25 protein-coding genes are annotated in these 24,921 nt (G+C 74.6%); 8 read left to right on the top strand and 17 right to left on the bottom strand.

The window, feature by feature from the left end; translation table 11 throughout:
• Nucleotide 1 precedes the first annotated feature (1 nt).
• Entirely contained in the window at nucleotides 2–997 is a 996-nt protein-coding gene (locus tag AB0D10_RS31375; RefSeq protein ID WP_360262339.1) for a carbamate kinase, read from the top strand.
• 27 nt (nucleotides 998–1,024) lie between these two features.
• Complete coding sequence (locus AB0D10_RS31370; protein WP_360262338.1) at nucleotides 1,025–1,366, top strand: sigma 54 modulation/S30EA ribosomal C-terminal domain-containing protein; 342 nt, start codon at nucleotides 1,025–1,027, stop codon at nucleotides 1,364–1,366.
• 277 nt (nucleotides 1,367–1,643) lie between these two features.
• Here the strand turns inward: AB0D10_RS31370 and AB0D10_RS31365 are convergent, their stop codons facing one another.
• The 4 genes from AB0D10_RS31365 to AB0D10_RS31350 all read right to left on the bottom strand — a co-directional run bounded on the left by AB0D10_RS31365 (nucleotide 1,644) and on the right by AB0D10_RS31350 (nucleotide 5,570).
• Complete coding sequence (locus AB0D10_RS31365; protein ID WP_360262337.1) at nucleotides 1,644–3,635, bottom strand: beta-N-acetylglucosaminidase domain-containing protein; 1,992 nt, start codon at nucleotides 3,633–3,635, stop codon at nucleotides 1,644–1,646.
• A complete protein-coding gene (locus AB0D10_RS31360; RefSeq protein WP_360262336.1) occupies nucleotides 3,632–4,057 on the bottom strand; it encodes a hypothetical protein in 426 nt (141 codons plus the stop codon). Before AB0D10_RS31360 ends, AB0D10_RS31365 begins: the two co-directional genes overlap by 4 nt.
• A 428-nt stretch (nucleotides 4,058–4,485) precedes the next feature.
• Entirely contained in the window at nucleotides 4,486–4,923 is a 438-nt protein-coding gene (locus AB0D10_RS31355) for a hypothetical protein (protein ID WP_360262335.1), read from the bottom strand.
• A 269-nt stretch (nucleotides 4,924–5,192) separates the two neighbouring features.
• Nucleotides 5,193–5,570 carry a helix-turn-helix domain-containing protein gene (locus AB0D10_RS31350; RefSeq protein ID WP_360262334.1) on the bottom strand — a complete coding sequence of 126 codons (378 nt, stop codon included), beginning with the start codon at nucleotides 5,568–5,570 and terminating at the stop codon, nucleotides 5,193–5,195.
• Between the two features lie 129 nt (nucleotides 5,571–5,699).
• Here AB0D10_RS31350 and AB0D10_RS31345 point away from each other — a divergent pair, with 129 nt between their 5' ends.
• Both AB0D10_RS31345 and AB0D10_RS31340 read left to right on the top strand, forming a co-directional pair.
• Complete coding sequence (locus AB0D10_RS31345) at nucleotides 5,700–6,488, top strand: glycine betaine ABC transporter substrate-binding protein (RefSeq protein WP_360262333.1); 789 nt, start codon at nucleotides 5,700–5,702, stop codon at nucleotides 6,486–6,488.
• A gap of 44 nt (nucleotides 6,489–6,532) precedes the next feature.
• Nucleotides 6,533–7,564: a zinc-binding alcohol dehydrogenase family protein gene (locus tag AB0D10_RS31340; RefSeq protein WP_360262332.1), complete on the top strand. Its 1,032-nt coding sequence runs from the start codon at nucleotides 6,533–6,535 to the stop codon at nucleotides 7,562–7,564.
• 515 nt (nucleotides 7,565–8,079) lie between these two features.
• On the opposite strand, the gene AB0D10_RS31335 is transcribed toward AB0D10_RS31340, so the two are convergent.
• The 3 genes from AB0D10_RS31335 to AB0D10_RS31325 are packed head-to-tail and all read right to left on the bottom strand — an operon-like array spanning nucleotide 8,080 to nucleotide 11,431.
• On the bottom strand, nucleotides 8,080–9,267 hold the full coding sequence (locus AB0D10_RS31335; protein WP_360262331.1) for an ABC transporter permease: 1,188 nt from the start codon (nucleotides 9,265–9,267) through the stop codon (nucleotides 8,080–8,082).
• Nucleotides 9,264–10,433, bottom strand: coding sequence for an ABC transporter permease (locus tag AB0D10_RS31330; RefSeq protein ID WP_360262330.1), 1,170 nt, complete (start codon nucleotides 10,431–10,433; stop codon nucleotides 9,264–9,266). The genes AB0D10_RS31335 and AB0D10_RS31330 overlap by 4 nt, the downstream gene beginning before the upstream one ends.
• Before the next feature lie 5 nt (nucleotides 10,434–10,438).
• On the bottom strand, nucleotides 10,439–11,431 hold the full coding sequence (locus AB0D10_RS31325) for an ABC transporter ATP-binding protein (protein WP_360262329.1): 993 nt from the start codon (nucleotides 11,429–11,431) through the stop codon (nucleotides 10,439–10,441).
• Nucleotides 11,432–11,812: 381 nt separating this feature from the next.
• On the opposite strand from AB0D10_RS31325, the gene AB0D10_RS31320 reads away from it, so the two are divergent.
• Complete coding sequence (locus AB0D10_RS31320; protein WP_360262328.1) at nucleotides 11,813–12,250, top strand: DoxX family protein; 438 nt, start codon at nucleotides 11,813–11,815, stop codon at nucleotides 12,248–12,250.
• A 167-nt stretch (nucleotides 12,251–12,417) separates the two neighbouring features.
• On the opposite strand, the gene AB0D10_RS31315 is transcribed toward AB0D10_RS31320, so the two are convergent.
• The 8 genes from AB0D10_RS31315 to AB0D10_RS31280 all read right to left on the bottom strand — a co-directional run bounded on the left by AB0D10_RS31315 (nucleotide 12,418) and on the right by AB0D10_RS31280 (nucleotide 19,167).
• Nucleotides 12,418–13,152 carry a hypothetical protein gene (locus AB0D10_RS31315; protein WP_360262327.1) on the bottom strand — a complete coding sequence of 245 codons (735 nt, stop codon included), beginning with the start codon at nucleotides 13,150–13,152 and terminating at the stop codon, nucleotides 12,418–12,420.
• Nucleotides 13,153–13,265: 113 nt separating this feature from the next.
• Entirely contained in the window at nucleotides 13,266–13,499 is a 234-nt protein-coding gene (locus tag AB0D10_RS31310) for a ferredoxin (RefSeq protein ID WP_360262326.1), read from the bottom strand.
• Nucleotides 13,490–14,830: an NADH-ubiquinone oxidoreductase-F iron-sulfur binding region domain-containing protein gene (locus AB0D10_RS31305; RefSeq protein WP_360262325.1), complete on the bottom strand. Its 1,341-nt coding sequence runs from the start codon at nucleotides 14,828–14,830 to the stop codon at nucleotides 13,490–13,492. The genes AB0D10_RS31310 and AB0D10_RS31305 overlap by 10 nt, the downstream gene beginning before the upstream one ends.
• Complete coding sequence (locus AB0D10_RS31300; RefSeq protein WP_360262324.1) at nucleotides 14,827–15,597, bottom strand: ferric reductase; 771 nt, start codon at nucleotides 15,595–15,597, stop codon at nucleotides 14,827–14,829. Before AB0D10_RS31300 ends, AB0D10_RS31305 begins: the two co-directional genes overlap by 4 nt.
• The gene (locus AB0D10_RS31295) at nucleotides 15,594–16,562 is read right to left on the bottom strand and encodes an FAD:protein FMN transferase (protein ID WP_360262323.1); all 969 of its coding nucleotides are present in this window, start codon (nucleotides 16,560–16,562) and stop codon (nucleotides 15,594–15,596) included. The genes AB0D10_RS31300 and AB0D10_RS31295 overlap by 4 nt, the downstream gene beginning before the upstream one ends.
• The gene (locus AB0D10_RS31290) at nucleotides 16,559–16,849 is read right to left on the bottom strand and encodes a hypothetical protein (protein WP_360262322.1); all 291 of its coding nucleotides are present in this window, start codon (nucleotides 16,847–16,849) and stop codon (nucleotides 16,559–16,561) included. Before AB0D10_RS31290 ends, AB0D10_RS31295 begins: the two co-directional genes overlap by 4 nt.
• Before the next feature lie 245 nt (nucleotides 16,850–17,094).
• The gene (locus AB0D10_RS31285; RefSeq protein WP_360262321.1) at nucleotides 17,095–18,486 is read right to left on the bottom strand and encodes a HAMP domain-containing sensor histidine kinase; all 1,392 of its coding nucleotides are present in this window, start codon (nucleotides 18,484–18,486) and stop codon (nucleotides 17,095–17,097) included.
• Nucleotides 18,487–18,492: 6 nt separating this feature from the next.
• A complete protein-coding gene (locus AB0D10_RS31280) occupies nucleotides 18,493–19,167 on the bottom strand; it encodes a response regulator transcription factor (RefSeq protein WP_360262320.1) in 675 nt (224 codons plus the stop codon).
• 471 nt (nucleotides 19,168–19,638) lie between these two features.
• On the opposite strand from AB0D10_RS31280, the gene AB0D10_RS31275 reads away from it, so the two are divergent.
• Nucleotides 19,639–20,463, top strand: a complete 825-nt coding sequence (locus tag AB0D10_RS31275; protein ID WP_360262319.1) for a hypothetical protein — start codon at nucleotides 19,639–19,641, stop codon at nucleotides 20,461–20,463.
• The gene (locus AB0D10_RS31270) at nucleotides 20,460–21,944 is read left to right on the top strand and encodes an NADH-ubiquinone oxidoreductase-F iron-sulfur binding region domain-containing protein (protein WP_360262318.1); all 1,485 of its coding nucleotides are present in this window, start codon (nucleotides 20,460–20,462) and stop codon (nucleotides 21,942–21,944) included. The genes AB0D10_RS31275 and AB0D10_RS31270 overlap by 4 nt, the downstream gene beginning before the upstream one ends.
• Before the next feature lie 153 nt (nucleotides 21,945–22,097).
• Here the strand turns inward: AB0D10_RS31270 and AB0D10_RS31265 are convergent, their stop codons facing one another.
• Nucleotides 22,098–22,376 carry a dsRBD fold-containing protein gene (locus AB0D10_RS31265; RefSeq protein WP_360262317.1) on the bottom strand — a complete coding sequence of 93 codons (279 nt, stop codon included), beginning with the start codon at nucleotides 22,374–22,376 and terminating at the stop codon, nucleotides 22,098–22,100.
• A 57-nt stretch (nucleotides 22,377–22,433) separates the two neighbouring features.
• Entirely contained in the window at nucleotides 22,434–22,925 is a 492-nt protein-coding gene (locus AB0D10_RS31260) for an Hsp20/alpha crystallin family protein (RefSeq protein ID WP_360262316.1), read from the bottom strand.
• Nucleotides 22,926–23,542: 617 nt separating this feature from the next.
• Between AB0D10_RS31260 and AB0D10_RS31255 the strand changes: the two genes are divergently transcribed.
• Nucleotides 23,543–24,523: a hypothetical protein gene (locus tag AB0D10_RS31255; RefSeq protein ID WP_360262315.1), complete on the top strand. Its 981-nt coding sequence runs from the start codon at nucleotides 23,543–23,545 to the stop codon at nucleotides 24,521–24,523.
• The last annotated feature ends 398 nt before the right edge of the window (nucleotides 24,524–24,921 follow it).

Below are 24,921 nucleotides of genomic sequence, written 5' to 3'. Positions count from 1 at the left end.
CGTGCGCATCGTCGCCGCCCTCGGCGGGAACGCCCTGCTCCAGCGGGGCGAACACCCGGACGCCGAGGTCCAGTTGCACCACGTCCACCAGGCGGCGCGCTCGCTCGCCGAACTCGTCGACGCCGGGCACGAGGTGGTGATCACCCACGGCAACGGCCCGCAGATCGGCCTGCTCGCCGTCGAGAGCGAGACCGACCCGGCCCTCACCGCGCCGTACCCGCTGGACGTGCTCGGCGCCCAGACCCAGGGCATGATCGGCACCCTGCTCGCCCGGGAGCTGATGAACCGGCTCCCCGGACGGGAGGTCGCCGCTCTCGTCACCCACACCGAGGTCGACCCGCACGACCCGGCGTTCACCCACCCCACCAAGTTCATCGGCCGGCAACTCGGTGTACAGCAGGCGGCGACCCTGGAGCGCGAGCGCGGCTGGACCACTGCGCAGGACGGTGCGCTCCGCCGCCGCGTCGTCCCCTCGCCCGAACCACGGGCGGTGCTCGAAGTACCCGTCGTCCGCCGCCTGCTGGCCGGCGGAACAGTGGTGGTCTGCGGAGGCGGCGGGGGCGTCCCGGTCGCCCGCGACCGCGACACCGGCCTGCTCCGGGGCGTCGAGGCCGTCGTCGACAAGGACCTCACCGCCGCCCTCCTCGCCGAGCACCTCGACGCCGACGCCCTGCTGATCCTCACCGACGTCACGCACGTGTTCACCCGCTACGGCACCGCCCACCCCGGCCCGCTGGTGACCACCACCCCCGAGCACCTGCGCGCACTGGACCTGCCCGAAGGCTCGATGCGGCCCAAGGCCGAGGCCGCCGCCGCATTCGTCGAACGGACCGGAGGACTGGCCGCCATCGGGCCGCTCGACAACGCCCTCGGCACCGTCCTGGGCACCACCGGGACCACCGTCCGCCCCGCCCTCGGCGGCGGAGAGAAGGGCCCCGGGGTCCTGCCGGCGGGACGTCCGGCCGACGACGGTGCCGCCCGGCACCCGGCAGTCTGAAACCACATCCGAAAGGCAGGACTTCCGATGAACCGTCCGCACACGCCGATCGCCCACGACATCCGGGTCCGGACCCGGGGCGAGGTGTCCCTCGCCGCGCCGGACTACGCCAGGGCGAAGCTGCTGGCCGTGGTCGAGCGGTTGCACGAGCCGGTGCTCGCGACCCGGGTGAAGCTCACCCGCGAACCGGCACCGGGGCTCACCGTCAGCACCACCGGGGTGCCGGACCTGGCAATGGCCGAGGCGGTGTCGAGGCTCGACCTCACCGGATTGCCGTTCGTCTTCTTCACCGACACCGCCACCGGGCGGGGCAACGTCATCTACCACCGCTACGACGGCCACTACGGCCTCATCACCCCCGCGCAGTAGCGGGCGCGGAAGGCGGGAGGACCGGGCCGGGGACGGAATGCCGTCCCCGGCCCGGTCCTCCCACGCTCCACGGCACGGCCACGGCGCCAGGCCCTGCCCGAGTGGCTCACCCCGGGAGGCCGGTGGCCGGCCGCCGCAGTCGGCCCAGTGGCCCGCGAGGTGGCGGCGGGCGGTCAGGAGGTCGGGGTGGATCGGTGTCGAGAGGCCGGCACGGCCGGAGCCGCGCGTTCCCGCTGCGCGGCCGGTGGGGACGGCCGTCACCCGCCCGTGTGGCGGGTCAGGTGAGGGCTTGTTCGAGGAAGGTGTCGAGCACGCCGTCGGCGATTTTGACGGGGCCTTGGGGGCGGGTGGCGCCTGGCACGGTGTGCCGGCCGGCGGCTTGTCCGGCGTGGTCGCGGGAGCGGGAGAAGAGCTGTTCGGCGCGGACCGTGTCACCGTCGAGGCGGGCCAGCAGGGCGTCGCTGGTGTCGGTCAGGGCCTGTCCCCACAGGGCCAGGGCGTCCAGCCAGGGTTTCGCCTCGGCCGCCAGGCCCGCATCGGGCACATGGGCGCGGATCTGCTCGGGGGCGGCGGCCATGGAGCGGGCGTAGCGGCCCAGTTCCTGTGCGGCGTTCCGTTGGCGGCCGGCCTTCCAGTCGGCCTGGAAGCGGTTGATGCGGGCCTGCAGTTCGGGGGCCTGGGGCTGCCAGGGGGTGCCGTCCCAGCTGGGGGCGAGGTGCTGGGTGTCGAAGAAGAGGGCCAGGGCGTCGGTGGTGGAGGGATCGCCTGCGGCGAGGTAGCGGGCAGCGGCCCGGAGGCTGGACTCGGGGGTGTAGGCGCGGGTGTTCCAGGCGTAGTCGGCGCCGGTGAACAGGACCGGCTTGCTGGCCGAGGCCTGGTTCATGGGGTTGAGGACGATGCCGGTGAGGTGTTCGTCCAGGGTGGGGGCGCGGCGTGCGTAGGGGGCGAGCAGCAGGCGTCCGGCCGCGTGGTCGTAGTCGTTGGTGGGGTAGTTGTCCCACAGGGTCACCTCACGGCCCCACACGTCCGTGGCGTCGTCGGCCTGCTGGGCGGTGACGCTGGTGGGCACGACGTCCGCGCCGGTCCACATCATCGCGATCCGGCCGTCCAGTGTGCGGCGCAGTGTCTTCTTGTACGGAGTGTCCTTCAGGTCGCTGTACTGGGTGGGGACCATCTGCAGCGGTCGCACGTCGGGGTGCTGGTCCACGACGTCGTGCTGGACGCGGTTGAGGAGTTCGCTCTGGGCCGCGGCCATGGCCTGTTCGTTCAGCGGTCCCCAGCGGGCCAGGTCCGCGGCGCAGCTCCACACCGGCAGCGGGTGGATGTCGTCGAAGGCCATCACGAAGTCGCGTATCCCCAGCCGGTACAGGGACCGCAGTTTGCCGGTGACGGCGGTGCGGTCGGCGGCCGAGCTGTAGCACATCGACTTGCCGGGAGAGAGAGCGTAGGTGAAGTCCACGTGGTTCTCGCGGGCGGCCCGGGCGAGTTCGGCCAGCTCCGCGGCCTGGGCGGCGGGGTAGTCCTCGCGCCACCGGTCGCGCCCGTAGGGGTCGTCCTTGGGCGCATACAGATACGTGTTGAGCTTCATCCGGCCGTAGAAGGCCAGTTGGTCCAGCCGCTGGGCCTGCGTCCAGGGAGTGCCGTAGAAGCCCTCGACCACGCCACGCCGGGGGATGGAGGGGTAGTCCACGACCGTCGCTCCGCTGAGGGTCCTGTCACGGATCAGCTGGGTGAAGGTCTGCGCCGCGTAGTAGACGCCGGCCGTGTCCTGCCCGGCCAGCACCATGCCGCTGCGGCCGTCCACCGTGCCGGAGGTGATCTGGTAGCCCTCGGTGGGAAGGCCGCCAGGGCCGAAGGCTCCGCTGCGAGCCAGCAGTTCCCTGACGCGCGGAGCGTCGCGCCGGCCCAGAACCAGCGTCAACTCGGCTTGCCGGGAAGGTCGTTCCTCGATACCCGCGGTGCGCACCTCGGCCCCTGCCGCACGCAGCGCCTGGGTGACCACCGTGACCGCCTGGTCGTCCGCCCCGTCGTCACGGAGCACGTCGACCCGGCGGGGAACGGGCAGGTCCGCACCGGTGCGGCGGATCTCGTGCGGCGTGGGCGACACCTCGGGCAGGGCGGGCCCGTCGACCGGGCCGGCCGTGATCGACGGGGCCGATGTCGCGGGCCTGGCGGCCGGCCGGCCCGGGTCCCGGGGTGCGCATGCGGCGGCGGCACCCAAGGCCATCGCCACCACCGTCGCGGTGGCGGCCCGCTTGACCCGCCTCACCGGCCGCTCCCGTGCGCGCGGTCGGTTCCTGCCTTCAGCAGGGACCAGGCGGCGACCACCAGCACCAGGAACCAGCTGCTGGGAACGAGCAGGAAGAGCGAGGTGATCACGGAGGAGACGGGGTCACCGAGCGGAAGGACCAGCCAGTACGCGGCAGCGCTGGTGACCACCAGGCCGAGGGTGCACAGCGGCCACACGAGCATCCCTGCGATCTTCGACGCCCTCGTCCACCCCGGGACGAGCAGCCACACGATGGCCCCGATCAGCCAGCCCACGACGGGCAGGAGGTACCCACCGAAGACCACCAGCAGGACAGCGACCACCTGGCGTCGGCTCCACTGCGGGAACGGCTGCTGCCGGCTCCCCCCGGATGACGCCTGGTCGGCGGCGGACGGTGGGAGGGACACGAGGGGGTGTGTCACGGGCACTCCTTCTGCATCGGGCTGCGGCGGCCTCCCCCGGGCTGACCCTGAAAAAGAGGCATCTGTTCAGTTTGTGACGGAATAGGCCGGTCGGCCGGTTCCCCCCAGCCGCAGCGGCCCCCGGCACGGGGCCGGCGTCCTACGTGGTCACGCGCATCGGACGCGGGCGCAGACCCGCCGATGTCGCCCCCCTGATGCCCATTCGCCCTTCCCGTCGGCGGCCTCGGCGTCCAGGTGCCCGTACCGATCGTGCCGCGCAGGGTCTCGGCTTGCCACAGTTCGCCGGGGAGTCTCGCTGCCGCCCGCTGGGCCGCCGACGAGGCCCTCCGACGTGGTCTGACGCTGCGACGGGTGCACGCCTGGCCCTGGCCGCAACACGCGACAGATGCACATCGAGGGCATGTTTCGAACCCGCCTCAGGCGAGCGGTCAGTCGGCGGCGAGGATGTCGGTGAGACTCGCAGTGGGGCGGCCAAGCATGACGGTCAGCGTGCGCTGCTGGCGCCGGGTCAAGGTGGCAACGAAGATCACAGCGTCAGCGTTGGCCTGGTCGCATGCCTGAGCTACCTCGCGGACCTTTCCATGGCTCAGCAGGGTTCGCGAGGAGTAGGGCAAGCTCATCTTCTGGACCCCGCCGTCCGAGACACCCCGTCGCTGCACAATCTGCACGACGACCCGAGCGCCACGCGCACCCAATTTTGCAGCTGCCGATGCCATGAGCACTTCGAAGTCCTTCTGCTTCGCAGAGAAGTAGCCGACCAGGACTACATCAGCGCCCGCTGCCGTAAGCCGGAACGCCTGGCGTTGGGCCGGCTCGGACGGCACGCGGCGAGCCGTGCGCCGGTCGCGCCTTCGAGGCTGATGCATGCGGCACAGGCTAAATGCCTCACTCCATGCAGCGATACTGCGTTTCTTGCTGACCGAGCCTGGCCGGCAAGGTCGGAGCCCGCTCGCGCGGATGCTCGCCGCCGTCGCCTTCGGCGCCCTCCTGGGCCGGTTCCCCGACCCGGTGGTCGGGGAACCGGCCCAGGAGGTGAGGTGGCGCCAGATCATGCGGCGGAGTACGCGATGTCGTCCGGGCCCGGGAGATCACCCCAACGTTCCCACGCCCCGGTGTCCCGGACCTTCGAAGACCTTCAGCCGAGGGTCCCGGGGAAGCGGTCGATGTTGAGTTCGACCCAGTCGCGCAGGTGGGAGAGGGGTGCGCAGGCGTCGGCGCCGAGGGGGGTGAGGCTGTACTCGACGCGGGGCGGGACCTCGGCGTGGATCTCGCGGTCGACCAGGCCGTGCTCCTCCAGACGGCGCAGGGTCTGGGTGAGGACTTTGGGGCTGACGCCCTGCAGACGGGTGCGCAGCCGGCTGAAGCGCTGGGGGCCGTCCTCCAGGGCTCCGAGTGCGAGGGCGCTCCACTTGTTGGCGAGCAGGTCGAGCATGTCGCGGCAGGGGCAGGCGGCGAGGTAGACGCTCCTGGGGTCGTCGCAGGCGCCGGCGGTGGTGGCGGGATTCGTCGTCATGCTGCAACAGTACCCAATGGGTACCAATGGTCCTTGCGGGTAACCACTACCTGTTGCATACCGTATCTGACGTGCCCGGACGTCACGGGCCGACCTGATAGTCACGTCAGCGAAGCAGGACCCATTCCCATGAGATCCCCGACTCCCCTCACCCTGGGCACCATCGCCCTGTCCTTCCACCGCGCCGCGGCGGCCGTCACCCAGCGCGTCCTGGAGGCCCACGGCCACCGGGTGCGCGTCATGGAGGCCCCGCACGAGGAACTGTTCCACCGGCAAGCGGCCGGCGAGATCGATGTGCTGGTCTGCGCCTGGCTGCCCTCCAGCCACGCCACGTACCTGTCGTCCTACCGCGATCAGGTCCGCGTCCTGTCGCCGTACTACAGGCCGTACTGCGTCTGGGCCGTGCCCCCGTACGTCCCCGCAACGGTCGCCGGCGTCGCCGACCTCGCCCGGCCCGAGGTGGCCGCACGGATGACCCGGACAGTCGACGGCATCAACGCGGGGGCGGGCATCAGCCGCTTCTCCGCCGACATGATCGGCACCTACGGGCTGGACCGAGCCGGCTACCGCTTCACCCCCGGCACCGAGGCCGGCTTCCTCACCCGCGTCGAACGCGGCATCGCCCGGCAGGAGTGGTTCGTCATCCCGCTGTGGCGCCCCCAGTACCTCAACCGCCTCCACGGACTGCGCCCCCTGGCCGAACCCAAGGGCCTGCTGGGCACCGTGGACGCGGCCTGCCCCGTCGTCCGCCTGGACGCCCTCGAACGCATCCACCCCGAGGCCGTCACCCGGATGAACTCGCTGCGCCTTGGCAACGAGGGCATCGAGGAGCTCGACACTCTCATCAACGCCGACGGCCTCACCCCCCTCCAGGCCGCCGACCACTACCTCGCCACCCGCCCCGAGCTGCTGCCGTGACCGCACGTAACCACCGCCCGCACGACCGAACCGAGGACGTTCCCATGAACCGGATCCCGAGCACGATGCCCGCCGTCGCCTACCGCAGGAGCCTGCCGATCGACCACCCCGAGAGCCTGACCGACATCGAGCTGCCCGTCCCGACCCCCGGCCCGCGCGACCTGCTGGTCCGCATCGAGGCCGTCGCCCTCAACCCGGTGGACCACAAGATCCGCCAGAACGCCGACCCGGCCGGGGAGCCCAGGGTGCTCGGCTGGGACGCGGCCGGCACCGTCGTCGCCGTCGGCACGGAGGTGGAGCTGTTCGCGGTCGGCGACGAGGTCTACTATGCCGGAGCCCTGGATCGGCCGGGAGTCAACTCCCGCTTCCACGCCGTGGACGAGCGCCTGGCAGCACGCAAGCCCACGACCCTCTCCTTCACCGAGGCGGCCGCGTTCCCGTTGACCGCGCTCACCGCCTGGGAGGGCCTCTTCGAGCGGCTCGGCCTGCGCAGCGGTGCACTGGAGCAGACCGGCACCCTGCTGGTCACCGCCGCCGCAGGCGGCGTCGGCTCCATGGTCGCCCAGATGGCGCGCGCTCTGACCAGCCTGACCGTGATCGGCACCGCCTCCCGTCCGGAGTCGGCGGAGTTCGCCCGCCGGATGGGTGCCCGGCACATCGTCGACCACACCAAGCCGCTCGGCCCCCAGCTCACCGAGGTCGCGCCGGGCGGCCTGGACTACGTCTTCAGCACCGCCGGCACCGACCGCAACCTCGAAGCCTACGCCGAGGCTCTCAACCCGTTCGGACAGATCGTCGCCATCGACGACTTCGACTCACTGCCGATCGGCGTACTCAAGGCGAAGAGCATCTCCTTCCACTGGGAGTTCATGTTCACCCGCTCGATGTTCCGGACCACCGACCAGGCCATGCAGCACCACATCCTCACCCAGGTCGCCCGCCTGGTGGACGCCGGCATCCTCACCACCACCGCTACCCAGGACCTCGGACCCGTCAACGCCGCCAACCTCCGCGAAGCCCACGGCATCCAGGAGAGCGGCACCGCCATCGGCAAGACCACCCTCACCGGCTTCTGACCCCCGACACACTGGCCTTGTGCCTGTTCAGCAGCTCGGACAGTGCGGGGCCGCCGGGATACCGGTCGGTGTTGCGCACGCCGACCGAGAGGCTTCGGTATCCGCCGGGCGCGTGCGTCCAGCGCCTGCCCACGAGTTCGGCGTTGACGAAGGCCCGCACGTGTCCGGGTGAGAAGCCGCTGCAGGCGCTGTTCGAGCGTCGGCGCGGCACGCTGGCCGCATCCGCGACGCACGGCGGGCGGGGGCCGGAGGCGGGACCGTTCCTGTCATGACCTGTGCCGTGGATTTCGTCACCGTGTCGACCGTCGGTCTGGAGTCCTCGCCGGTCGCGGACGCGCTCGCCGGTCTGCGGGCGAACGAGGCCCGCTACTTCAAGAACAAGTAGGTCGACCAAGCCGGTGATCAGCTCGTACAGACCTGGGAGCGTCGTGAGAAGCCGGGAAGACCTGGCGTCCGGCTGGCCGTTCACGCGAGGCCCTCTCGTCCGGGAGTCGGATCGCTGTGTCCGGCGGAGTTCAGGCCGAGTCCGCCGTCAGGCGGCGGCGCAGCACCAGGGTGGCGAGGAGGAGGAGCCCGGCCGCGTAGGCGCTCAGCACGGCGAGGTTGCCCAGGATGTCGGTCAACCCGCCGTGGTGCGAGAGTAGTTGTGTCCAGGAGTCCACGGCCCAGGACTGCGGGACGACGTGCCCGGCGGCGCGCAGCCAGCCCGGGACCAGGGCGAGTGGCCACATGCAGCCGCCGAGCATGCCGAGCGTGATGCCGAGCGCCGGGCCGACAGAGTGCACCTGCTCGGGGGTGCGGAAGAGTGCGCCGGCCAGCAGTCCCGCCCCGGTGCCGACGAGCGCCCAGACGGTGACCAGTGCCATCGCCGCTCCGGGCGAGCCCCAGGAGACCCCGAACGCGAGCCCGCCGATGCCGACGATCAGGGCCGACTGTCCCAGGGCGAGCGCCAGGTAGGCGGTGGCCTCCCCGACGACCAGGGTGCCGGCGCCGATCGGGGCGGCCAGCGCTCGACCGTAGACGCCGGACCGGCGGTTCTGCACGATCACGGCCCCGGCCGAGACCGCGTTGATGAACACGAACAGCACCAGCATGGTCGGTGTGCTGTAGCTGTAGCCGAGCGGCAGGTAGGAACTCTGGCCGTTCACGGTCCGGTGGGTGATGTCGACGGTGGGGGTGGTGCTCTGGGTGCCGGCGGCGAGGCCCAGGAGGCTGTCCGTGGCTCCGCCGGTCTCGGTGGCGGCGAAGCGGGCTGCTTGGAGCCGGCCGGCGTGGGCGTTCACAGTGGACCCCACGGCGGCGACCGCGGCCTGTCCGTTGGTGGCGGCCGGCGCGACCAGGACGGGCACGGTCACCGTGCCCGGGCCGGCGCCCGGCCGGTCGAGACCGGCCGGCACGACGACGACGGCGTCCAGTTCGCTGCGCCGCAGGGCGGTGCGGGCGGCGGATTCGTCGGGGTACTGGTGGGTGCGCAGCGCGGGGTCGTGGGTGAGGGCCGTGACGAGGTCGTGGGAGACCGGTCCGGTGTCGGCGGTCGCCACGATGCCGACCCGGAACTGGTCGAAGCCGCGCACGGTGACGCCGATGACCACGATGATCGCGACCGGCAGCAGGACCATGAAGAACAGTGCGCCGCGGTCGCGCAGGATGCGCCGCACGGTCGCCCGGGTGACGGCCAGGACTCCGGTGGCGGCGGTGTTCACGGGGTCCTCCTCCGGCGCACGAGCAGGACGGTGGCTGCTGCGGCGGCGCCCGAGCAGGCGGCGATGCCGAGCAGCGGCGGGCCGACGGCCGTGAGGCCGTGGACGCCCGTGCCGAGGTCGGTGAAGCCGCGCAGGGCCCAGCCGTTGGGGGTGAAGAGGGCGAGGCGCCGCAGGATCGGCGGCCCGGCGGAGGCGAAGACGAAGTTGCCGCCGAGCAGGACCAGGACGAAGACGACGACGGAGGAGAGCTGTTCGGCCTGGCGCTCGGTCCGGGCGACCGCGATGACGAGCGCGGTCAGGCACACCACCGCGACGGCCATGGCCACGCACAGGGCGGCGACGCCGAGTGGGTCGGCGTAGTCGGCACCGAAGACGAAGCGGGCGGCGACGAGGGTGGTGGCGAGGCCGGCCAGGCTGTAGGCGAAGGTGGACAGCGACTTGCCGAGCAGCAGCGCGCCGCGGCCGACCGGTGCTGCGGCGATCCGGTCGAGGGTCCCCTGGCGCTGTTCGGCGAAGTAGCCGCGGGCGGCGAAGCCGACGGTGAACAGGACGAAGAACATGCCCATGCTGGGGGCGAAGTAGCTCACGGCCTTGAGTGCGGTGCCGGGCAGGCCGTCGGCGCGTACCTGCTCGGGCAGTTGCAGTGCGGAGGCCTTGGCGGCCAGGCGCGGCAGGTCCTGCGGGACGCTGCCGGCGGCGAGCGCGGTGGCCACCGAGAGCCGGTCGGCGTTGACCTGGGCGACGTAGGATCCGCTCACCGCGTCGGCCACCCGGGCCTGGAGCGGGTAGTCGACGCTGTCCAGGACGGTCACCGGCTCGGGGGCGCCGCCGGTGAGGGCGGCGGTGAATCCGGCCGGGACGACGATCGCCGCCTGCTGCGTGCCGTGGCGGAGGGCCTCGGCGGCAGCGGCGCCGTCCGGGTACGGGTGGACGGTGACGGTGCCGGCCAGCTGCGGGCTGCGCAGGGTGTCGAGCAGTCCTGCGGCGGCGGCACCGTGGTCGAGGTCGACGACGGCGAGCTTGGCGTGGAAGGTCGCGGAGCCGCTGAACGCGAGCGACATCAGCCCGGTGATCAGCAGCGGTGCCAGGAAGACGATCACCCAGGCCGAGCGGTCCCGCAGCCGTTGCCGCAGGTCCTTGAGCGCGATGGCGAGAACGGCAGTCATGACGGTCACTCGCGCAGCGCGGTTCCGGTCAGGTGGAGGAAGACCGTCTCCAGGTCGGGCTCGACGACCTGGACGCTCCGGACCTGGACGCCGCAGGTGCGGGTGAGGTCGAGCAGCCGCGGCAGGAGGCTGCGTGCGTCGCGGACCACGGCGTGCACCGTGCCGCCGGCCTCACCGCCCACGTCGGCCCCCTCGACGCCCGGAAGGTTGCGGCACTGCTCGACGAAGCGGCCGAGATCGCCGGCGGCGACCAGCTCCACCCGGTCCTTCTCCGCCACCAGGGCGACGAGCTCGCGGGGCGTGCCCTCGGCGATCAGTCGGCCGTGGTCGATGATGCCGACGCGGTCGCAGAGCCGTTCGGCCTCTTCCATGTAGTGGGTGGTGTAGAGGACGGCCATGCCTTCGTTCCCGAACCGGCGCACACTGGTCATGATCGCGTGGCGGCTCTGCGGGTCGACCCCGACGGTCGGCTCGTCCAGGACCAGCAGGGTGGGGGAGTGGACCAGGCCCGCCCCGATGTTGAGCCTGCGGCGCATGCCGCCGGACAGCGAGTCCACCCGGTCGTCGGCCCGTGCCGCCAGGTCGATCAGGTCCAGCACCTCGTCGACGCGTCGGTCGAGCCGCCGGCGGGGCAGCCGGTACAGCCGGCCGAAGAAGCGCAGGTTCTCCCGCGCGGTGAGGTCCGGGTAGAGGGCGATCTCCTGCGGGACGTAGCCGATCAACCGCTTGGCGGCGCCCGCCGCGGAGTGCATGGTCCGTCCGGCGACGCGGACCGTGCCGCTGCCGGGTTCGAGCAGCCCGCACACCATCCTGATCGTGGTGGTCTTCCCCGCCCCGTTGGGCCCCAGGAGCCCGTACGTCTCCCCGAGCCGGATGGTCAGGCCGATGCCGTCGACGGCGGTGCGCGACCCGAACCGGCGGACCAGGTCCGAGCAGTCCAGCACCGACCCGGCCCGCTGTCCGGGCTTCGTCGTCGGCGCTGTGCCTGTGCTGCTCATGCGCCCAGCCTTCCCGGCCGTGCCGCCCGGTCGGAAGGGCCGGGAGGGTCTCTCCGGCCGGGCCCAACGGCCCCGGCACGGCGTGGACCGTCACGTCGCCGGACGTGGCGGGCCCTGGTGGGTCGTGTACGACGCCCGCCGCGCGGGTGGACCGTCCCCGGGTCTCGTCGCGAGGCGGGCCGTGGCCGGGCCGGGCGGGAGGACTCAGAGGAAGTTGAGAGGTTCACGGATCTGGTCGGGGACATGACGGGGCGTCAGTCTTGATGCGCGGACGTCAGGTTCGGCCGGAAGCCCTGCGGAGCCCGTTCGCGACGATCACGCGCCCGCACCCGGTCCGGGAACGCCGGGCCGGTCTCCTCGTACCCCACTCAAGGAGCTGTCGTGTCCGTACGTTTCTCAACGCTCGCCGACCGTATCCGCCCCACGGTGCTGGGGCTGTTCCGCATCGTCGTCTCCCTGCTGTTCGCGTGCCACGGCGCTGCGACTCTCTTCGGTGTCTTCGGAGGGGCGCACGGCAGGACGCCTGCGGTCGGGCAGTGGCCCGGTTGGTGGGCGGCCCTCATCCAGCTGGCCGCAGGGGCCCTGGTTCTGCTGGGGATGACGGTCCGCCCGGCCGCCCTGCTGTGCTCGGGCTCGATGGCGTACGCCTACTTCGACGTGCACCAGGAGCACGCGCTGTGGCCGATCCAGAACGGCGGCGAGCCGGCCGCGATGTTCTGCTGGGCCTTCCTCCTGATCGCGGTCACGGGACCGGGCCGGCTCGCGATCGGACCCGCGGTCCGGCGCCGAGTGCCGGGGCCGGTTGCGGCCGGCGCCTGAGTGCCACGTCCGGGCCGGGCCGACCCGGCAGGAACGTCGTGAGGCCGGGCCGACCCGGCAGGAACGTCGTGAGGCCGGGCCGACCCGGTGGATCGTGGGAGGCGGCGCTGTGGGAGCCGGCTCGCCGCCCCGGTCGGGTCTGCGGGCCGGTCGTGCGGGACGCGGGGTCAGACGACTCCGGCGTCGGTGCTCTGATCGGGGGCCCGGCCGGTGGCGGTGGCGGTGGCACGTGCGTGCCGGTGCTCGGTGTGGTGGCTGGTGGCGTGCCACCGGGCGGCCAGCGGTGTGCCGGCCAGTGCCAGGGCGAGGCCGGCGCCGAGCGCGGCCAGCAGCAGGGACCAGCGCAGCGCGGCGCCGCGGACGCGGGCGGTGCCGTGGCGGGCGGCCCGCAGTCGGAGGTCGGCGCCGATCAGGGCGGGCAGACGCCACACGTGGGCCAGGACGTGGACACCGGTTGCCGCTGCCCAGCAGACGAAGGCGGCCTTATGGAGGAACAGGACGGGGACCGTTCCGGTGTCGCGGCCGGCCAGGGCGAGGGCGCCGCCGGTGACCAGGACGGCGAGGGTGGTGGCGACGACGGCCGGGCCGAGGAGGCGCAGCAGCGGATGGGGCGGCCCCTGCCGACGGTAGGCGGGGGCGCCGGTGTAGTAGCGCACGATGCGGTAGCCGGTGCTGCCGAGCTTGAGGGCCACCGGGCCGGCCAGCAGCATGCCCAGGAAGAAGTGCCAGGTGAGGAGTCGGTCGAGGAACAGGACGGTCACGCCCTGGGCGCTGAGGAGCACCAGCAGGAGAGCGCCGGTGACGGCGGTCAGCCGCCGGTTGCCTTCGGGTCCGCCGAAGCGCGCCGCGGGGAGCGGCGCGGTGGTGCCCGTCGGTGCCGTGGTGCTGCCTGTCGAGCGCATGGGTGGCCCGCCTTCCGCTGGTGCAGGACCGCGCAGGGTGCGCGGGGACGGCGGCCCCGCTGGTGCGGGGCCGCGAGCAGTGTGCCGGGCCGGGCACTAAGAAGTGGTTCAGGTCACGTCCGGGTGGGACCGGCGGGGGTGCGTACCAGCCGCAGGGCCAGGACGGGGCAGGCCGCGACCGCGCGTCGGGCGTCGGCCAGGAGTTCACCGGGCACGTCGGACCGGGGCACGATCGGGTAGCCCCACTCGTCGAGGGCGACCAGTTCGGGCAGCAGTTCGGCGCAGAGCCCGCGGCCGTCGCAGGCGATTCGGTCGACGGCGAGCCGGTGGTGTCGGGTCACCGCCATCCCCCGCTCTCCGGCGCCACGGGGTCGGGTACCGCGAGGACCGTCCGGCGCCCGGCAGGGCCGCACGGTCCGTGCAGCACGTGGTGGTGCACGTCGTCGGCGAACACGTCCAGGGCGGTGGCGGCGAGCCGGGAGGCGCCGTCGGGATGACGGCAGGCGCCGCGGCCGGCCAGCAGCCCGGTCCGGTGCCGGAGCCGTTCGAGCAGGTGCGGGTCGGCGCGGCCGCCGGCCAGCCGGGCGAAGTCGTCCGCGACGGCGGGCAGCCCGAACCGGCACGGCCCGCACTGGCGCGCGCTCTGGGCACCGAGGTAGCCGAGCACCCGTGCCGTCTCGGCCAGGCCGCAGGTGTTCGCGGGCAGCGCGGCGAGCACGCCCGCGCCCGGTCCGGCACCGGCCCCGGCGAGCCCGGCGGGGCTGAACGCCAGGTCCGTCGCCGCGAGCGGCAGCCAGCTGCCGAAGTACCCGCCGACGAGGACCGCCCGCAGCGGCTCCGAGGCCCCGCCGGCCGCGTCGAGGACGGCCCGGACGGGGGTGCCGAGGGGGATCTCGCGGACGCCGGGGGCGCGCACCGCACCGCAGACGGTGACCAGGGTGGTCCCGGGCGCGTCCGGGGTGCCCGCGGCGCGGAACCACTGCGGCCCGTAGCGGGCGATGAGGGCGAGGTGGGCGAGGGTCTCCACGTTGTCGACGAGGGTGGGGCGCCCGCCCACGCCCTTTTCGAACGCCCTCGGCGGTGCGGCCGAGGGACGGGCGTCGCCGCCGTTCAGCCAGCGCACCAGCGAGGTCGCCTCGCTGGAGACGTAGTGGTGCGGCAGGGTGTGCACTCGGACGGGGAGCCGGTCGAGGCCGGCCCTGCGGCGTTCCTCGACGGCCGCGGTCAGCCGCTCCACCTGCCCGGGCCGGGTGCGGGCGAGGCAGAGGTGGACGGCGCGGGCGCCGACCGCGGTGGCGGCCAGAGCGGCGCCGTCGAGCACGAGGTGCGGTGCGAGGTCGAGCAGGGCCGCGTCCTTGCCGCTGGCGGGCTCGCTCTCCATGCCGTTGGCCACCACCACGGCCCGGCCGCGCCGTTCGGCGACCGACCGGAGCTTGCGGCCGGTGGGGAAAGCTGCTCCACCCCGACCGGTCAGTCCGGCCTCCTCGACGGCCCCGATCAGCCACGCCGCGGCCCGGCGGCCGGACGCCGTCGGCGCAGGCCCGTACCGCTGCAGGTGCTCGGCCAGGCCGGCCGGTGCGCCGGTGGCGTACCAGCCGTGCAGCAGTCGGGCGCCGTCCGGCCCGTCCGGGGTGTGCGGGGGCTGCGCGGCCGGAACGGCGGCGGGCTGCGGCCTCACCGGTCGGCTCCCGTGCCGGTGCCGGCCCGGCTGTCGCCGCCGTTGTCGCCGCCTCTGTCGTCGGTGGCGACCGCGTCCGACCGCGCGGCGCTGCCGTGGTGCGTCCAGCCGGTCCCGGCCGGACCGGCCGCCAGCAGCGCCAGCACCAGGACGGGCACGGCGGCCGCGGACAGGGCGGCCCACAGCCGGGCGGTCCGGTGGCCGGGGCCGGCCCGCAGCAGGCGCCACCACACCGCCGCCACCACGGAGACCAGACAGCCGGCCGTGAGGGCGAGTTGCAGGGTCAGCCGGGTGTCCGTCCCGGTGCCCGCGCCGTGGAGCAACGCCAGCGGCCACAACGCGTAGGCCGCCCAGTGGACCGCCTTCCACGCCCTGCGCCCGATCCGCAGCCGCAGCGCACTGGTCAGCAGGACGGCCAGCAGCAGGTCCACGGCCAGGGCTCCCAGACCCAGCCAGAACGGCCGGTAGGAGGAGGCGAACGGCACGAGGGCGTCCAGCCACGTCAGATGGACGAACGGGTCGGCGATCGCGGTCGCGATGTGGAGTCCGAGGAAGACCGTGGTGAGCAGCGAGAGGTTGCGGTGCAGTGCTCCGACCTCGAACCGGGCGATCCGCCCGGGCACGTACCGGCCACCGGCCGCGATCCCCAGGACGACGGTCGCCGTGAGCAGCAGCAGGGCGACGGTGCCGCCGGCCCTGGTCGCGTACCAGAGCGGGCTCGGTGCGGCGGCGAGTCGGACGGTGGCGAGTTGGACGGTGGCGCTCATCGGGGACCTCCCCGCGGGTCGGCGGGTGGCCGGGCGGGGGAGGGGTCCGCGGGCCAGCCGCCGACGACCACCACGGAGCCGTCGGTGCGCACCAGCCGGGCCGGCAGGCCGAGCCCGCGCAACCAGCCGAGGGCGCGCGCGCCGCGGACGATCGCCGCGGTGGCCGCGGTGTTCGCGTCCACGCAGCTCGCGGCGGCGACGCTGACCGTCCGCCAGAACGGGGCCGGGACGTCGCCGGTGGCGGGGTCCACGATGTGGTGGAGCGTACGGCCCCCGCGGCGCCAGCTCCGCACGGCGGTGCCCGAGGTGGCCAGGCCTCCGCCGGTGACGGACACCACCGGGCCGACCCCGTTCGGCGGGGCCGCGTGGTCGTCGGCGATCGCCACCTGCCAGCCGCCCGCCGGGGCGGGGCCGGCAGCCGCCAGGTCACCGCCGAGACAGACCAGCACACCGCACCCCGCCGCCCGCGCGGCGCGTTCGGCCGCGCGGTCCGCGGCCAGCGCCTTCGCCGTCGCCCCGAGGTCGAGGCCGGTGCCCGTGGGCAGGCGCAGTCGGCGCGTCGCGGGATCCCACGCGACGGTCCGCCAGCCGGCCGGTCGTACCGGGGTCACCGGGCCGACGTCGGCGGGGCGGACGGAGGCGAAGTTCCGGTCGTAGCCGAGCGCCGCCACCGAGGGGCCGACCGTGGGGTCGACCGCGCCGTCGGTGGCCCGCGCGGCCCGCAGGGCCGCGTCGATCGCCTCGGCGAACAGCGGCCCGGCCGTGACCAGGGCGGTGCCGCGGTTGGCCCGGGAGAGTTCGGAGTCGGGCCGGAACCTGCTGCAGGCGAGGTCGATCGCCGCGAGTTCCGCCCTCAGCACCCGTAGGGCCTCCGCGGTGCCGTCGGGGTCGGCCACCAGCAGCACCGCCGTCGTCCCCAGCGCGGGGAACGTCGTCGTCGAGTGCCGGACGGCCGGGGCGGTCATGACGCCCCCGAGGTGGCGGACGGCGCCTGGGAGGGCGGGGCGACCGGTGCCGGGGCCTGAGCCGGGGGCCGCAGGGTGCCCGACTGCGGGGTTTGCGCCCCGGACGTGGGCGCCGTGGCCGGTGACGAGGCCGTACCCGGCAGCTGGCTGCGGTACGCCGCGCCCAGGATGGCCGTGCCTGCGGCGGCCGTGGTCAGGACGGCGGCGGTGACCACGCCGACGCGCCGCAGTCCCCGGTCGCGCCGGCGGACGGCGGGGTCGTCGTGCAGGGGGTCGGAGTCCGGCATCGTGCACCTCCCGGCGGCGGCGCCCCGGCACCCGGCGTCGAGGGTGCGGGGTCGGCGGGGTCGCCTGCGTGTCATCCGGTTTCCAGCCTCCGCCACGGGAGGTCGGAATCCCGTTCAGAAATCCTTCGGATCCGGTAAAGACCGGCGCAGCGCCCGGGACGGCGGGCCGGAAGTGCCGTGGCACCGCCGGCACGGGCAGGCGCGGCCAGGCGCCCGGACTGACGAGAGGCCCGGAGGTCAGCCGGTCAGCCGGTCTGCTGGGCGGGGCGGCCGGGCTCCTGCCCGCGCGGCACGGTGGGAAGCTCCAGCACGACGGTCAGTCCGCCGCCCGGGGTCTCCTCCAGCCGGGCCGTGCCGCCGTTGGCGGTCGCCAGCCTGTGCACGATGGCCAGGCCCAGGCCGGTGCCGCGCGCCTGAGCGTTGCCGAAGCGCCGGAACGCGGCCGCCCGGGCTTCGGGGCTCATCCCCGGTCCGTCGTCGGCGACCCGCAGTTCCGTCCCGGGCCCGAAGGAGGAGGCCGCGGGTGCCGTCTCCAACCGGACGCGGCCCCCCGCGGGTACCGCGTCCAGGGCGTTGGCCAGCAGGTTGTCGAGCAGCTGTTCGAGATGGCCGCCGCCCAGGTACACGACGGGTCGGCCCGGGCAGTGTGCGCCGAGCCCGACCTGTCGTTCGGCGGCCACCGGCTCCCAGGCGGCGATCCGCTCCGCGACGACGTCGTCCAGCCGCACGGGGACGGGCGTCGGCACGGCGTTCTCCGCCCGGGCTGCGGCCAGCAGGCCGTCCACCAGGCGGGACAGCCGGGCGATCTCCTCCTGGGCGCCGGCGAGCTCGGCCGCGTCCTCGCCCTCGGCGTCCGCGGCCAGCAGGTCCAGCCGCAGGCGCAGCGCCGTCAGCGGGGTTCGCAGCTGGTGGGACACCTCGGCGGTCACCGCGCGGTGCCCGTGCACCAGGGCCTCGGTCCGGGCGGCCATGGTGTTGAAGGTGGCGGCGAGCCGGCGCACCTCCTCGGGCCCGGAGTCCGCCGGGGCACGGACGTCCAGCGCTCCCTCGCCCAGGCGGCGGGCGGCGGCGTCCACCTCCTGGAGCGGGCGCCCCACCCAGCGGGCCAGCCGCACCGACACCAGCGTCCCCAGGCCGAACCCGACGACGCCGATGAGCGCGAGCCAGCCCCAGACCGCGGCGATCCGGTCGTCCAGTGGGTCGGTGGACCGCACCAGGACGGCCACACCGACCGGGGCGGCCTCGTCGCCGATCGGCGTGGCCACCGTCAGCGTGTCGTCGGACCGCTGGGTGACGGTGCCCGGGTGGGCGAGGGCCGAGGCCGCCAGGCGGTAGGCGGTTCCGGAGGTTGCCGTGGTGCACGACGTGCGGGCGATCACTCGGCCGGCCGCGTCGTGGACGGCCGCGCATCCGCCCTCGTCCTGCGTGTCGTCGAGCAGTTCGCGCATGTCCGTGTCGGGCTTGTGATCGGAGAGGTGCTCCTCCGCAGCGGAGGCCAGGGTGCGCGCCGCGGCCTGTGCGGCGCCCCGGAACGACGTCTCCTCCCGCTGGGTCAGCAGCACGCCCAGCGGGACGACCGCGAGCACCAGCAGGACGGTGACCAGGGCCAGGACGGTCAGGGCGATCCGCCGGGTCATCGCTGATCAGCCCGGTTCGCCGAGCCGGAAGCCCCGGCCGTAGACGGTCTCCACCAGGCCGGCCACGCCGAGCTTGCGCCGCAGCGCGGCCACGTGGACGTCCAGGACCTTGGTGGGCCCGTACCAGTGCTCGTCCCAGGCCCGCTCCAGGATCTCCTGCCGGGAGACGACCCGGCCGGGGTCGGCGGCCAGGCACTCCAGGATGTCGAACTCCTTGGGGGTCAGGGCCACCTCCGTCCCCTCGACGGTCACCCGGCGCGTACGCGGGTCGACGACCAGCACGCCGTGCCGCAGCAGCTCCGGTTCGGCCGGGCGCGTGCGGCGGAGCACCGCGCGGATCCGGGCCAGCAGCTCGGCCAGGCCGAACGGTTTGACCAGGTAGTCGTCCGCGCCCTCGTCCAGGGCCGAGACCCGGTCGCTCTCCTCCCCCCGCGCGGTCACCACGATGATCGCCGCGTCGCCGCGCTGCCGAAGTCGGCGGCACACCTCGACCCCGTCCAGATCGGGCAGGCCCAGGTCGAGCAGGACCACGTCCGGCTGCGGCGTGACGGCGAGGGCCGCCCGGCCCGTTTCCACGGTCTGCGCCGCGTACCCGGCCCGCTGCAGGCCCCTGACCAGCAGCCGGGCGATCCCCGCGTCGTCCTCGACCACCAGGACCCGTACTGCCGCCGTGTTGTGCATGGCCCCAAGCCTAGAAGGGCGTCCCGGGGACCGGCCGCGCCCGGGCCGCCGTCGCCGCGGCCGCCGCCCTGGCCCCGGAGGCGGCCCGGACGATGACGCCGGGCCCGGACGGCCCGGACGGCCCGCCGGTTCGTCGGCCGCTCCGATGCGTACCGGCCGGTAGCCGGGAGGTCGGACCCCTCCGGCGCGTGAGGCCGGTAACACCGGCCGGACCGTCTCCTACGGCTGATCGTAGGCACGACGCCGCTGGTCGGGGCGGTGTCGGGACGCTTCCGCGGCGGCCGCCTACGGTGCGTGGTCGTACTGCGGGGCCTTGGGAGCCGGAGCGTGCCCCGCTAAGAATGGGCCGGTCATGCCTTGCCGCCCGCGCCACCAGCGGGCGGCACCCCCGTGCGGGCCCGGCTGATGCCCTGCGCGGTACCGGTTCCGCAAGGAGCCGCGCGACCCGGGCCCGCGAAAGAAGGTGCCCCGATGTCCGGCTACGTCCTGTCCGCCGTGCCCGCGCTCCACCCGCTGCTTCCGGCAGTCGGCCGCGTCCAGGCCTTCCTGGACTACTTCGCGGGCGTCTTCACCCTGCTGTCGCTCACCGCGGTGGTGGTGTGCGGCCTGGTCGCCACGGACCGGCTGCTGCTGACACCCCGGATGCGGGTGGCCGTGCAGTCGGCACACCGGGCGACGGCCGTCGCAGCCCTCGGATTCCTGGGCGCCCACATCGTGGTCAAGGTCGCCGAAGGGCACGCCGGCCCCTGGGCCGTGGCGGTTCCGTTCACCGGCGGTACCAGCGTCGAGGTCGCCCTGGGGACGGTGGCCGCCGACCTGATGGTGCTGGTGGCGGCCACCGGCGTGGTGCGCGCACGGTTCGCGGGCAGTCGCCACGCCTGGCTGTGGCGGGTCCTGCACTCCACCGCGTACGCCTGCTGGCCGGTCGCCCTGGCCCACGGACTGACCGCGGGCAGACCGGCACACGCCTGGGTGTGGTGGGGCTACGGGCTGTGCGCGGCAGCGGTGGCCCTCGCCCTGCTGGTGCGCACCCTCGCCGGCGCGGGCCGACGACGGGCCGCGGGCCTGCACCGGCGCGGGGCGCGCGCCCGCCGCCCCGCCACCGCGCGCGCCGTCACGTTCGCCGATCTCGCAGCCCGGGCCTCCCGGACGGACACCGGTGCCCGCCCCCTGGCCCGACCGGCCCCGTCCGCGGCCGGTTCCGCCACCGCGGTCCGACTGCCGCGCCGGCCCCGGCACGCCGGGCCGCCCACGGCCGGCCCGTTGCGCCTGGCCCGGCCGGGCGGTGGCCGATGAGCCGGGCGCCCGCGCTGCCCGAGGTGCGCTGGCTGGCACCCGCACGGCTGACGGCCGGCCTGGACCGCAGACGCCGGTTGGACCTCGCGGCGCACCGGTCCGTCCACCCGCTGCCGCCGCAGCCGTCCCGGGACGACCTGCTCGCGCTCGCCGAGCGCGTAGACCTGCGGGGCCGCGGCGGCGCCGGGTTCCCGTTCGCCCGCAAGGCCCGCGCCACCCTCGCGGCGTCCGACCGCTCGGATGCGCGCCCCGTCGTCGTGGTCAACGGCGCCGAGGGCGAGCCGCCCAGCGCCAAGGACACGATGCTGCTCGCCCGGGCGCCGCACCTCGTCCTGGACGGGGCGTGCGCGGCGGCGGCCGCGTTCGGTGCGGAGGAGATCGTGATCGGCGTCGCGACGGGCGGCCCCGGCGAGGAATCCGTCACCGCGGCGCTCGCCGAGCGCGAGAACGACCTGCCGTGCCCGGCCCGCCTGGTGTGCCTGCCCGAGCGGTTCGTCTCCGGCGAGTCCAGCGCCCTGATCCGCGGCGTGAACGGCCTCGCGGTCGCGCCGGGCACGGTGCGGGCCCGCGCTGCCGACGGCGGGCCGGGCGGTGTCCGGCGGCGCCCCACCCTGCTGTCCAACGCCGAGACGTGGGCCCAGCTCGCGCTGGCCGTGCGGCTCGGCGCCGCCGGGTACGCGGCGGTCGGCACCGCCGCGGAACCCGGCACCGTGCTGCTCACTGTCAACCGGCCCGAGGCCGGCTCCCTGGTGGTCGAGGTCCCGGCCGGGACGGCGATGGGACCGGTGCTGGAGGCCTGTGGCACCCCCGCGGACGAGGGCGTGCTCGTCGGCGGTTACCACGGAGCGTGGCTGCCCGGGCGGGACGCCGTCGGCGCTCCGCTGTCCCGGGCCGGCCTGGCGGGGCTCGGCGGCACCCTCGGCGCCGGAGCGATCGTCGCCCTCCCGGGGGACACCTGCCCGCTCGGCGAGATCGCCCGGGTCACGGCCTGGCTGGCGGGCGAGTCCGCCGGACAGTGCGGACCCTGCCGGCGGGGACTGCCCGACGCCGCCGACGCACTGGCGGCCCTGGCCGCCGGCGCCGCCGGGCCCGCGGTCCTGGAACAGGTCCGCGGCGCCCTCGGGGCGGCGCAGGGCGGCGGCGCCTGCTCGCACCCGGACGGCACGGCCCGCTTCGTCCTGACCGCGCTCGACGTCTTCGCGGAGGACGTGGCGGCCCACGTCTCCGGGCCGGGGTGCCGACGGCCGACGCTCGGGGTGCTGCCGCTGCCCGCAGCGAGCGGCCCGCGACTGGAAGTGGACTGGTCCCGGTGCGCAGGGCACGGCCTGTGCGCGGTCGTGGCGCCCGGGCTGGTCCGCCTCGGCCCGCACGGCTACCCCGCGTCGACCTCGATCCCCGTCGCGCCGTGGCAGCGGCACGCCGCGCGACAGGCGGTGAGCCAGTGCCCGGCCCTGGCTCTGCGACTGGACCGGCGGGGTTGACGGCCGTGCCCGGCGGCGCCGACCGCCGGCGGCCCGGCCCATGGGATCCCGGGACTCGGTGGACAGGAACGCAGCGTGCCGCCCATCCTCGGGCGGTGCCGAAGACCTGCCCGAGGACAGCCCGGTGGACACCGCCGCCGCACCCCTCGCGCTTCAGTCGGCTTCGAGGCGGTCGTTCGCTGCGGAATCCGACAGGCCCGCGCGGAGGAGCTTGTGGCCGAGGTCGATCAGGGCACGGGCGGCGGCGAACTCGTCGCCGATCTCGGGGACAGGCGGATCGTGAGGGTTGCGGTGGGCGGTGGTGCGTGTCTCCAGGGTGTTGTCGCCGGTGTCGAGGACGGCGTGGACCTTGGTGGTGTCGCCTTCCTCGAAGAGATCGAGGCGCAGACTCCAGCGTTTCGTGCGCATCGGTGTTGCCGTTCGTGTGCTCATCGTCGGGCCTCCTGGGGGCGCCGGGCCGAGGCGGTGCTCCGGTCCGGGAGACGGGGATCAGCTGCCCCGGTTGATCTCGATCTTGCGTGCGGGCTTCGTGGCCTCACCCACGGGTGCGCGGACGGTCAGGACACCCTGGTCGTACGAGGCGGTGACGTCCTCGTCCCGGACGCCCGCAGGGAGGCGGACGCTGCGGGTGAAGGCGCCGTAGCGGAACTCGGAGCGCTGCAGGGCCAGGGTGTGCGACGGGATGCCCGAGGCGGACAGGTTTCCCCCCGCCGGATCGATCTCGATCCGCCCGGGTCGCGACGCGTGCGGGTGCTCGAACCCGGCGGGCCGGCGCAGCAACATCCCGGCGGGGTGCGGGGCCTCCGCCGCGGTGAGGAAGATCCAGACCTGGTCGCCCTCGTATGGCTCGCGGGCCGTGGCCGACACGATGCGACCGGTGCCCGGCAGGACGTCCGGAGCGTGGCGGGTCACCGAGAGGGTTTGCCCGGCGGTGATGCGCACCGGCCGCTGGACGGTGCTGCGGGAATCGTCGGTCAGCACGGTCGTGCCTCCGGAACTCAGGGCCCGGCCACATGGTTCGGGCCTCCACTACCAACAGACCACCTCCGGGCGCGGGGCAGCAGGGTCGTTCGGCCCTCCGCCGGGCCCCGGCGGCCAGCCGACCGGGACTCCCGGGGCCGGGCCGGCGCGGGCCCGGGGCGCCCGGGCAGCGCCGGGCGGGGGAGGCCGTGCGCGAGGGCCCTGCGCCTCCCGGTGGCGCTGCACCCTGTGCAGTGCTGTGGGGGCATCAGGAGGAGGAAGGGCGGGTTCGGTGACCATCTGGAAGAGGGCGGAGTTCCACATCGGTGACCGCGCTCGCGGCTACCGCGAACCGGTCCACGGCACGATCGGGAGTGTCGTGGTCGTGACTGCTCAGCCGGCCGCAGCCTGCGACTGGAGATCACCGGCGATCACCGCAACTACCTTGGACAGCGGCGCATCGGACTTCCGTCCCGAGCTGTCCACCGATACCCGTGTCCTCCGTGCACCAGGCCGCACGGCCGGTGAGTCCGGGGCCGATGGGCCCTCGTCGAGCGTCGCCGACGCGGCGGATCCTTGACTCACCGGCGTTCCCCGCCGGGAGCAGGGAGGGGGCCCGAAGCAGGGAGTGAATCGCCATGTCCACCGAAACCGCCCTCACCGCCGCCGACCTGCACCTGCTGGCGGAAGCCGGAGGCCGGGCACCCTCGCTGCACAACAGCCAGCCCTGGCGCTTCCGCCCCACCCCCGACATGCTCGGCCTGGAGGTCCACGCGGACCACAGCCGGGCCGTCCCGGCCGCCGACCCCGACGGCAGGGCGCTGCACATCTCGATCGGCGCAGCCGTGTTCAACCTGCGGGTGGCCGCCGCCCACCTCGGCCGCGAGGCCACCGTTCGGCTGCTGCCTGCGGGGGAAGGCGCGCAGCCGCGCGCCGTGCTCGACCTCTCCGCCCCGGCCCGCTCACCGCGACCCTTCGGCACCGACCTCTATCCGGCCATCGTCAAGCGCCACTCCAGTCGTCATGCGTTCACCAACCGTGACGTTCCCGAGGCGGTCGTCGCCGACCTGATCACGGCGGCCCGGGACGAAGGCGTCACGCTCACGGCGCTGGAGGAGCACGGTGTGCGGCAGGTGCTCGCGCTCACCTCCGAGGCTGAGGCCCGGATCGCCGCCGACGTCACCCGCGAGGCCGAGACGCGCCGCTGGCTGCGCCTCGAACCCTCCTGCGACGGCATCCCGCTCGCGGCCCTCGGCTCGCATGACCGCGACGCCCGTGTCCCGATGCGCAGCTTCACGGGCCACCCGCCGCACCACGTCACCCCGGCCGACCGGTTCGAGGCCCTGCCCCAACTCGCCACCCTCACCACCCGCTTCGACGGTCAGACCGACTGGCTGCGGACCGGGCAGGCGATGGAACGCGTCTGGCTGCTCGCCACCGTCCACGGCCTGCGCGCCTCTGTCCTGCACCAGGCCGTCGAGATCCCCGACACCCGCTGGCGTCTGCGCGACCCCGCCGAGGGCCCCGCCCACGTCCAGCTGGTCCTGCGCCTCGGCTACGGCACACCCGGAGCCGCCAGCCCGCGCCGCCCGGTGGAGGACGTCTTGGACCAGGGCTGACGGGGCCGTTCGGCGTGGCCCGCCGCGTTCGGCCGGGCCCCGGTGCCGTGGTGATCGTGCGAGGCCGCTGACCTCCTGTCTTCGCGACCGGGTCCCCGAAGCCCTCGGGAGGACAGCGGTTCGTGCGTGCGGCGGGCGCCGCGGGCCGGAGGTCGGGATCGGCTCCCTGGTCGGGCATTTCCCCGACTCCCTGAAGCAGGGAGCGGGCAGTCCGGCCGAGGGCCTGGATCCGGGCCTCCGGCATCCCGACGCGTTCGACCGTGCTCTCGACGTCGCCTCCACGGGGGTGAAGCAGCCGGCGAACGGAGAGCTGCCGGACCGTGGACCCGAGCCGGATGGCCCCCGGCCCGGGGCCGCCCGGCCCGTGCGGGATCCCGTGACCCGGCGGACAGTGGAAC

The sequence above is a fragment of the Kitasatospora sp. NPDC048545 genome, from assembly GCF_040651155.1.
Taxonomy (GTDB): Bacteria; Actinomycetota; Actinomycetes; order Streptomycetales; family Streptomycetaceae; genus Kitasatospora.
The sequence above is the reverse complement of the archived record's forward strand: the minus strand, read 5'-3'. Positions and strand labels throughout refer to the sequence as shown.

Coding starts and splice junctions, on each gene's coding strand:
- AB0D10_RS31370 (WP_360262338.1), top strand. CDS start 1,025: ATGAACCGTCCGCACACGCCGATCGCCCACGACATCCGGGTCCGGACC.
- AB0D10_RS31355 (WP_360262335.1), bottom strand. CDS start 4,923: ATGCATCAGCCTCGAAGGCGCGACCGGCGCACGGCTCGCCGCGTGCCG.
- AB0D10_RS31350 (WP_360262334.1), bottom strand. CDS start 5,570: ATGACGACGAATCCCGCCACCACCGCCGGCGCCTGCGACGACCCCAGG.
- AB0D10_RS31345 (WP_360262333.1), top strand. CDS start 5,700: ATGAGATCCCCGACTCCCCTCACCCTGGGCACCATCGCCCTGTCCTTC.
- AB0D10_RS31340 (WP_360262332.1), top strand. CDS start 6,533: ATGAACCGGATCCCGAGCACGATGCCCGCCGTCGCCTACCGCAGGAGC.
- AB0D10_RS31330 (WP_360262330.1), bottom strand. CDS start 10,433: ATGACTGCCGTTCTCGCCATCGCGCTCAAGGACCTGCGGCAACGGCTG.
- AB0D10_RS31325 (WP_360262329.1), bottom strand. CDS start 11,431: ATGAGCAGCACAGGCACAGCGCCGACGACGAAGCCCGGACAGCGGGCC.
- AB0D10_RS31315 (WP_360262327.1), bottom strand. CDS start 13,152: ATGCGCTCGACAGGCAGCACCACGGCACCGACGGGCACCACCGCGCCG.
- AB0D10_RS31310 (WP_360262326.1), bottom strand. CDS start 13,499: ATGGCGGTGACCCGACACCACCGGCTCGCCGTCGACCGAATCGCCTGC.
- AB0D10_RS31300 (WP_360262324.1), bottom strand. CDS start 15,597: ATGAGCGCCACCGTCCAACTCGCCACCGTCCGACTCGCCGCCGCACCG.
- AB0D10_RS31295 (WP_360262323.1), bottom strand. CDS start 16,562: ATGACCGCCCCGGCCGTCCGGCACTCGACGACGACGTTCCCCGCGCTG.
- AB0D10_RS31290 (WP_360262322.1), bottom strand. CDS start 16,849: ATGCCGGACTCCGACCCCCTGCACGACGACCCCGCCGTCCGCCGGCGC.
- AB0D10_RS31285 (WP_360262321.1), bottom strand. CDS start 18,486: ATGACCCGGCGGATCGCCCTGACCGTCCTGGCCCTGGTCACCGTCCTG.
- AB0D10_RS31280 (WP_360262320.1), bottom strand. CDS start 19,167: ATGCACAACACGGCGGCAGTACGGGTCCTGGTGGTCGAGGACGACGCG.
- AB0D10_RS31275 (WP_360262319.1), top strand. CDS start 19,639: ATGTCCGGCTACGTCCTGTCCGCCGTGCCCGCGCTCCACCCGCTGCTT.
- AB0D10_RS31270 (WP_360262318.1), top strand. CDS start 20,460: ATGAGCCGGGCGCCCGCGCTGCCCGAGGTGCGCTGGCTGGCACCCGCA.
- AB0D10_RS31265 (WP_360262317.1), bottom strand. CDS start 22,376: ATGAGCACACGAACGGCAACACCGATGCGCACGAAACGCTGGAGTCTG.
- AB0D10_RS31255 (WP_360262315.1), top strand. CDS start 23,543: ATGTCCACCGAAACCGCCCTCACCGCCGCCGACCTGCACCTGCTGGCG.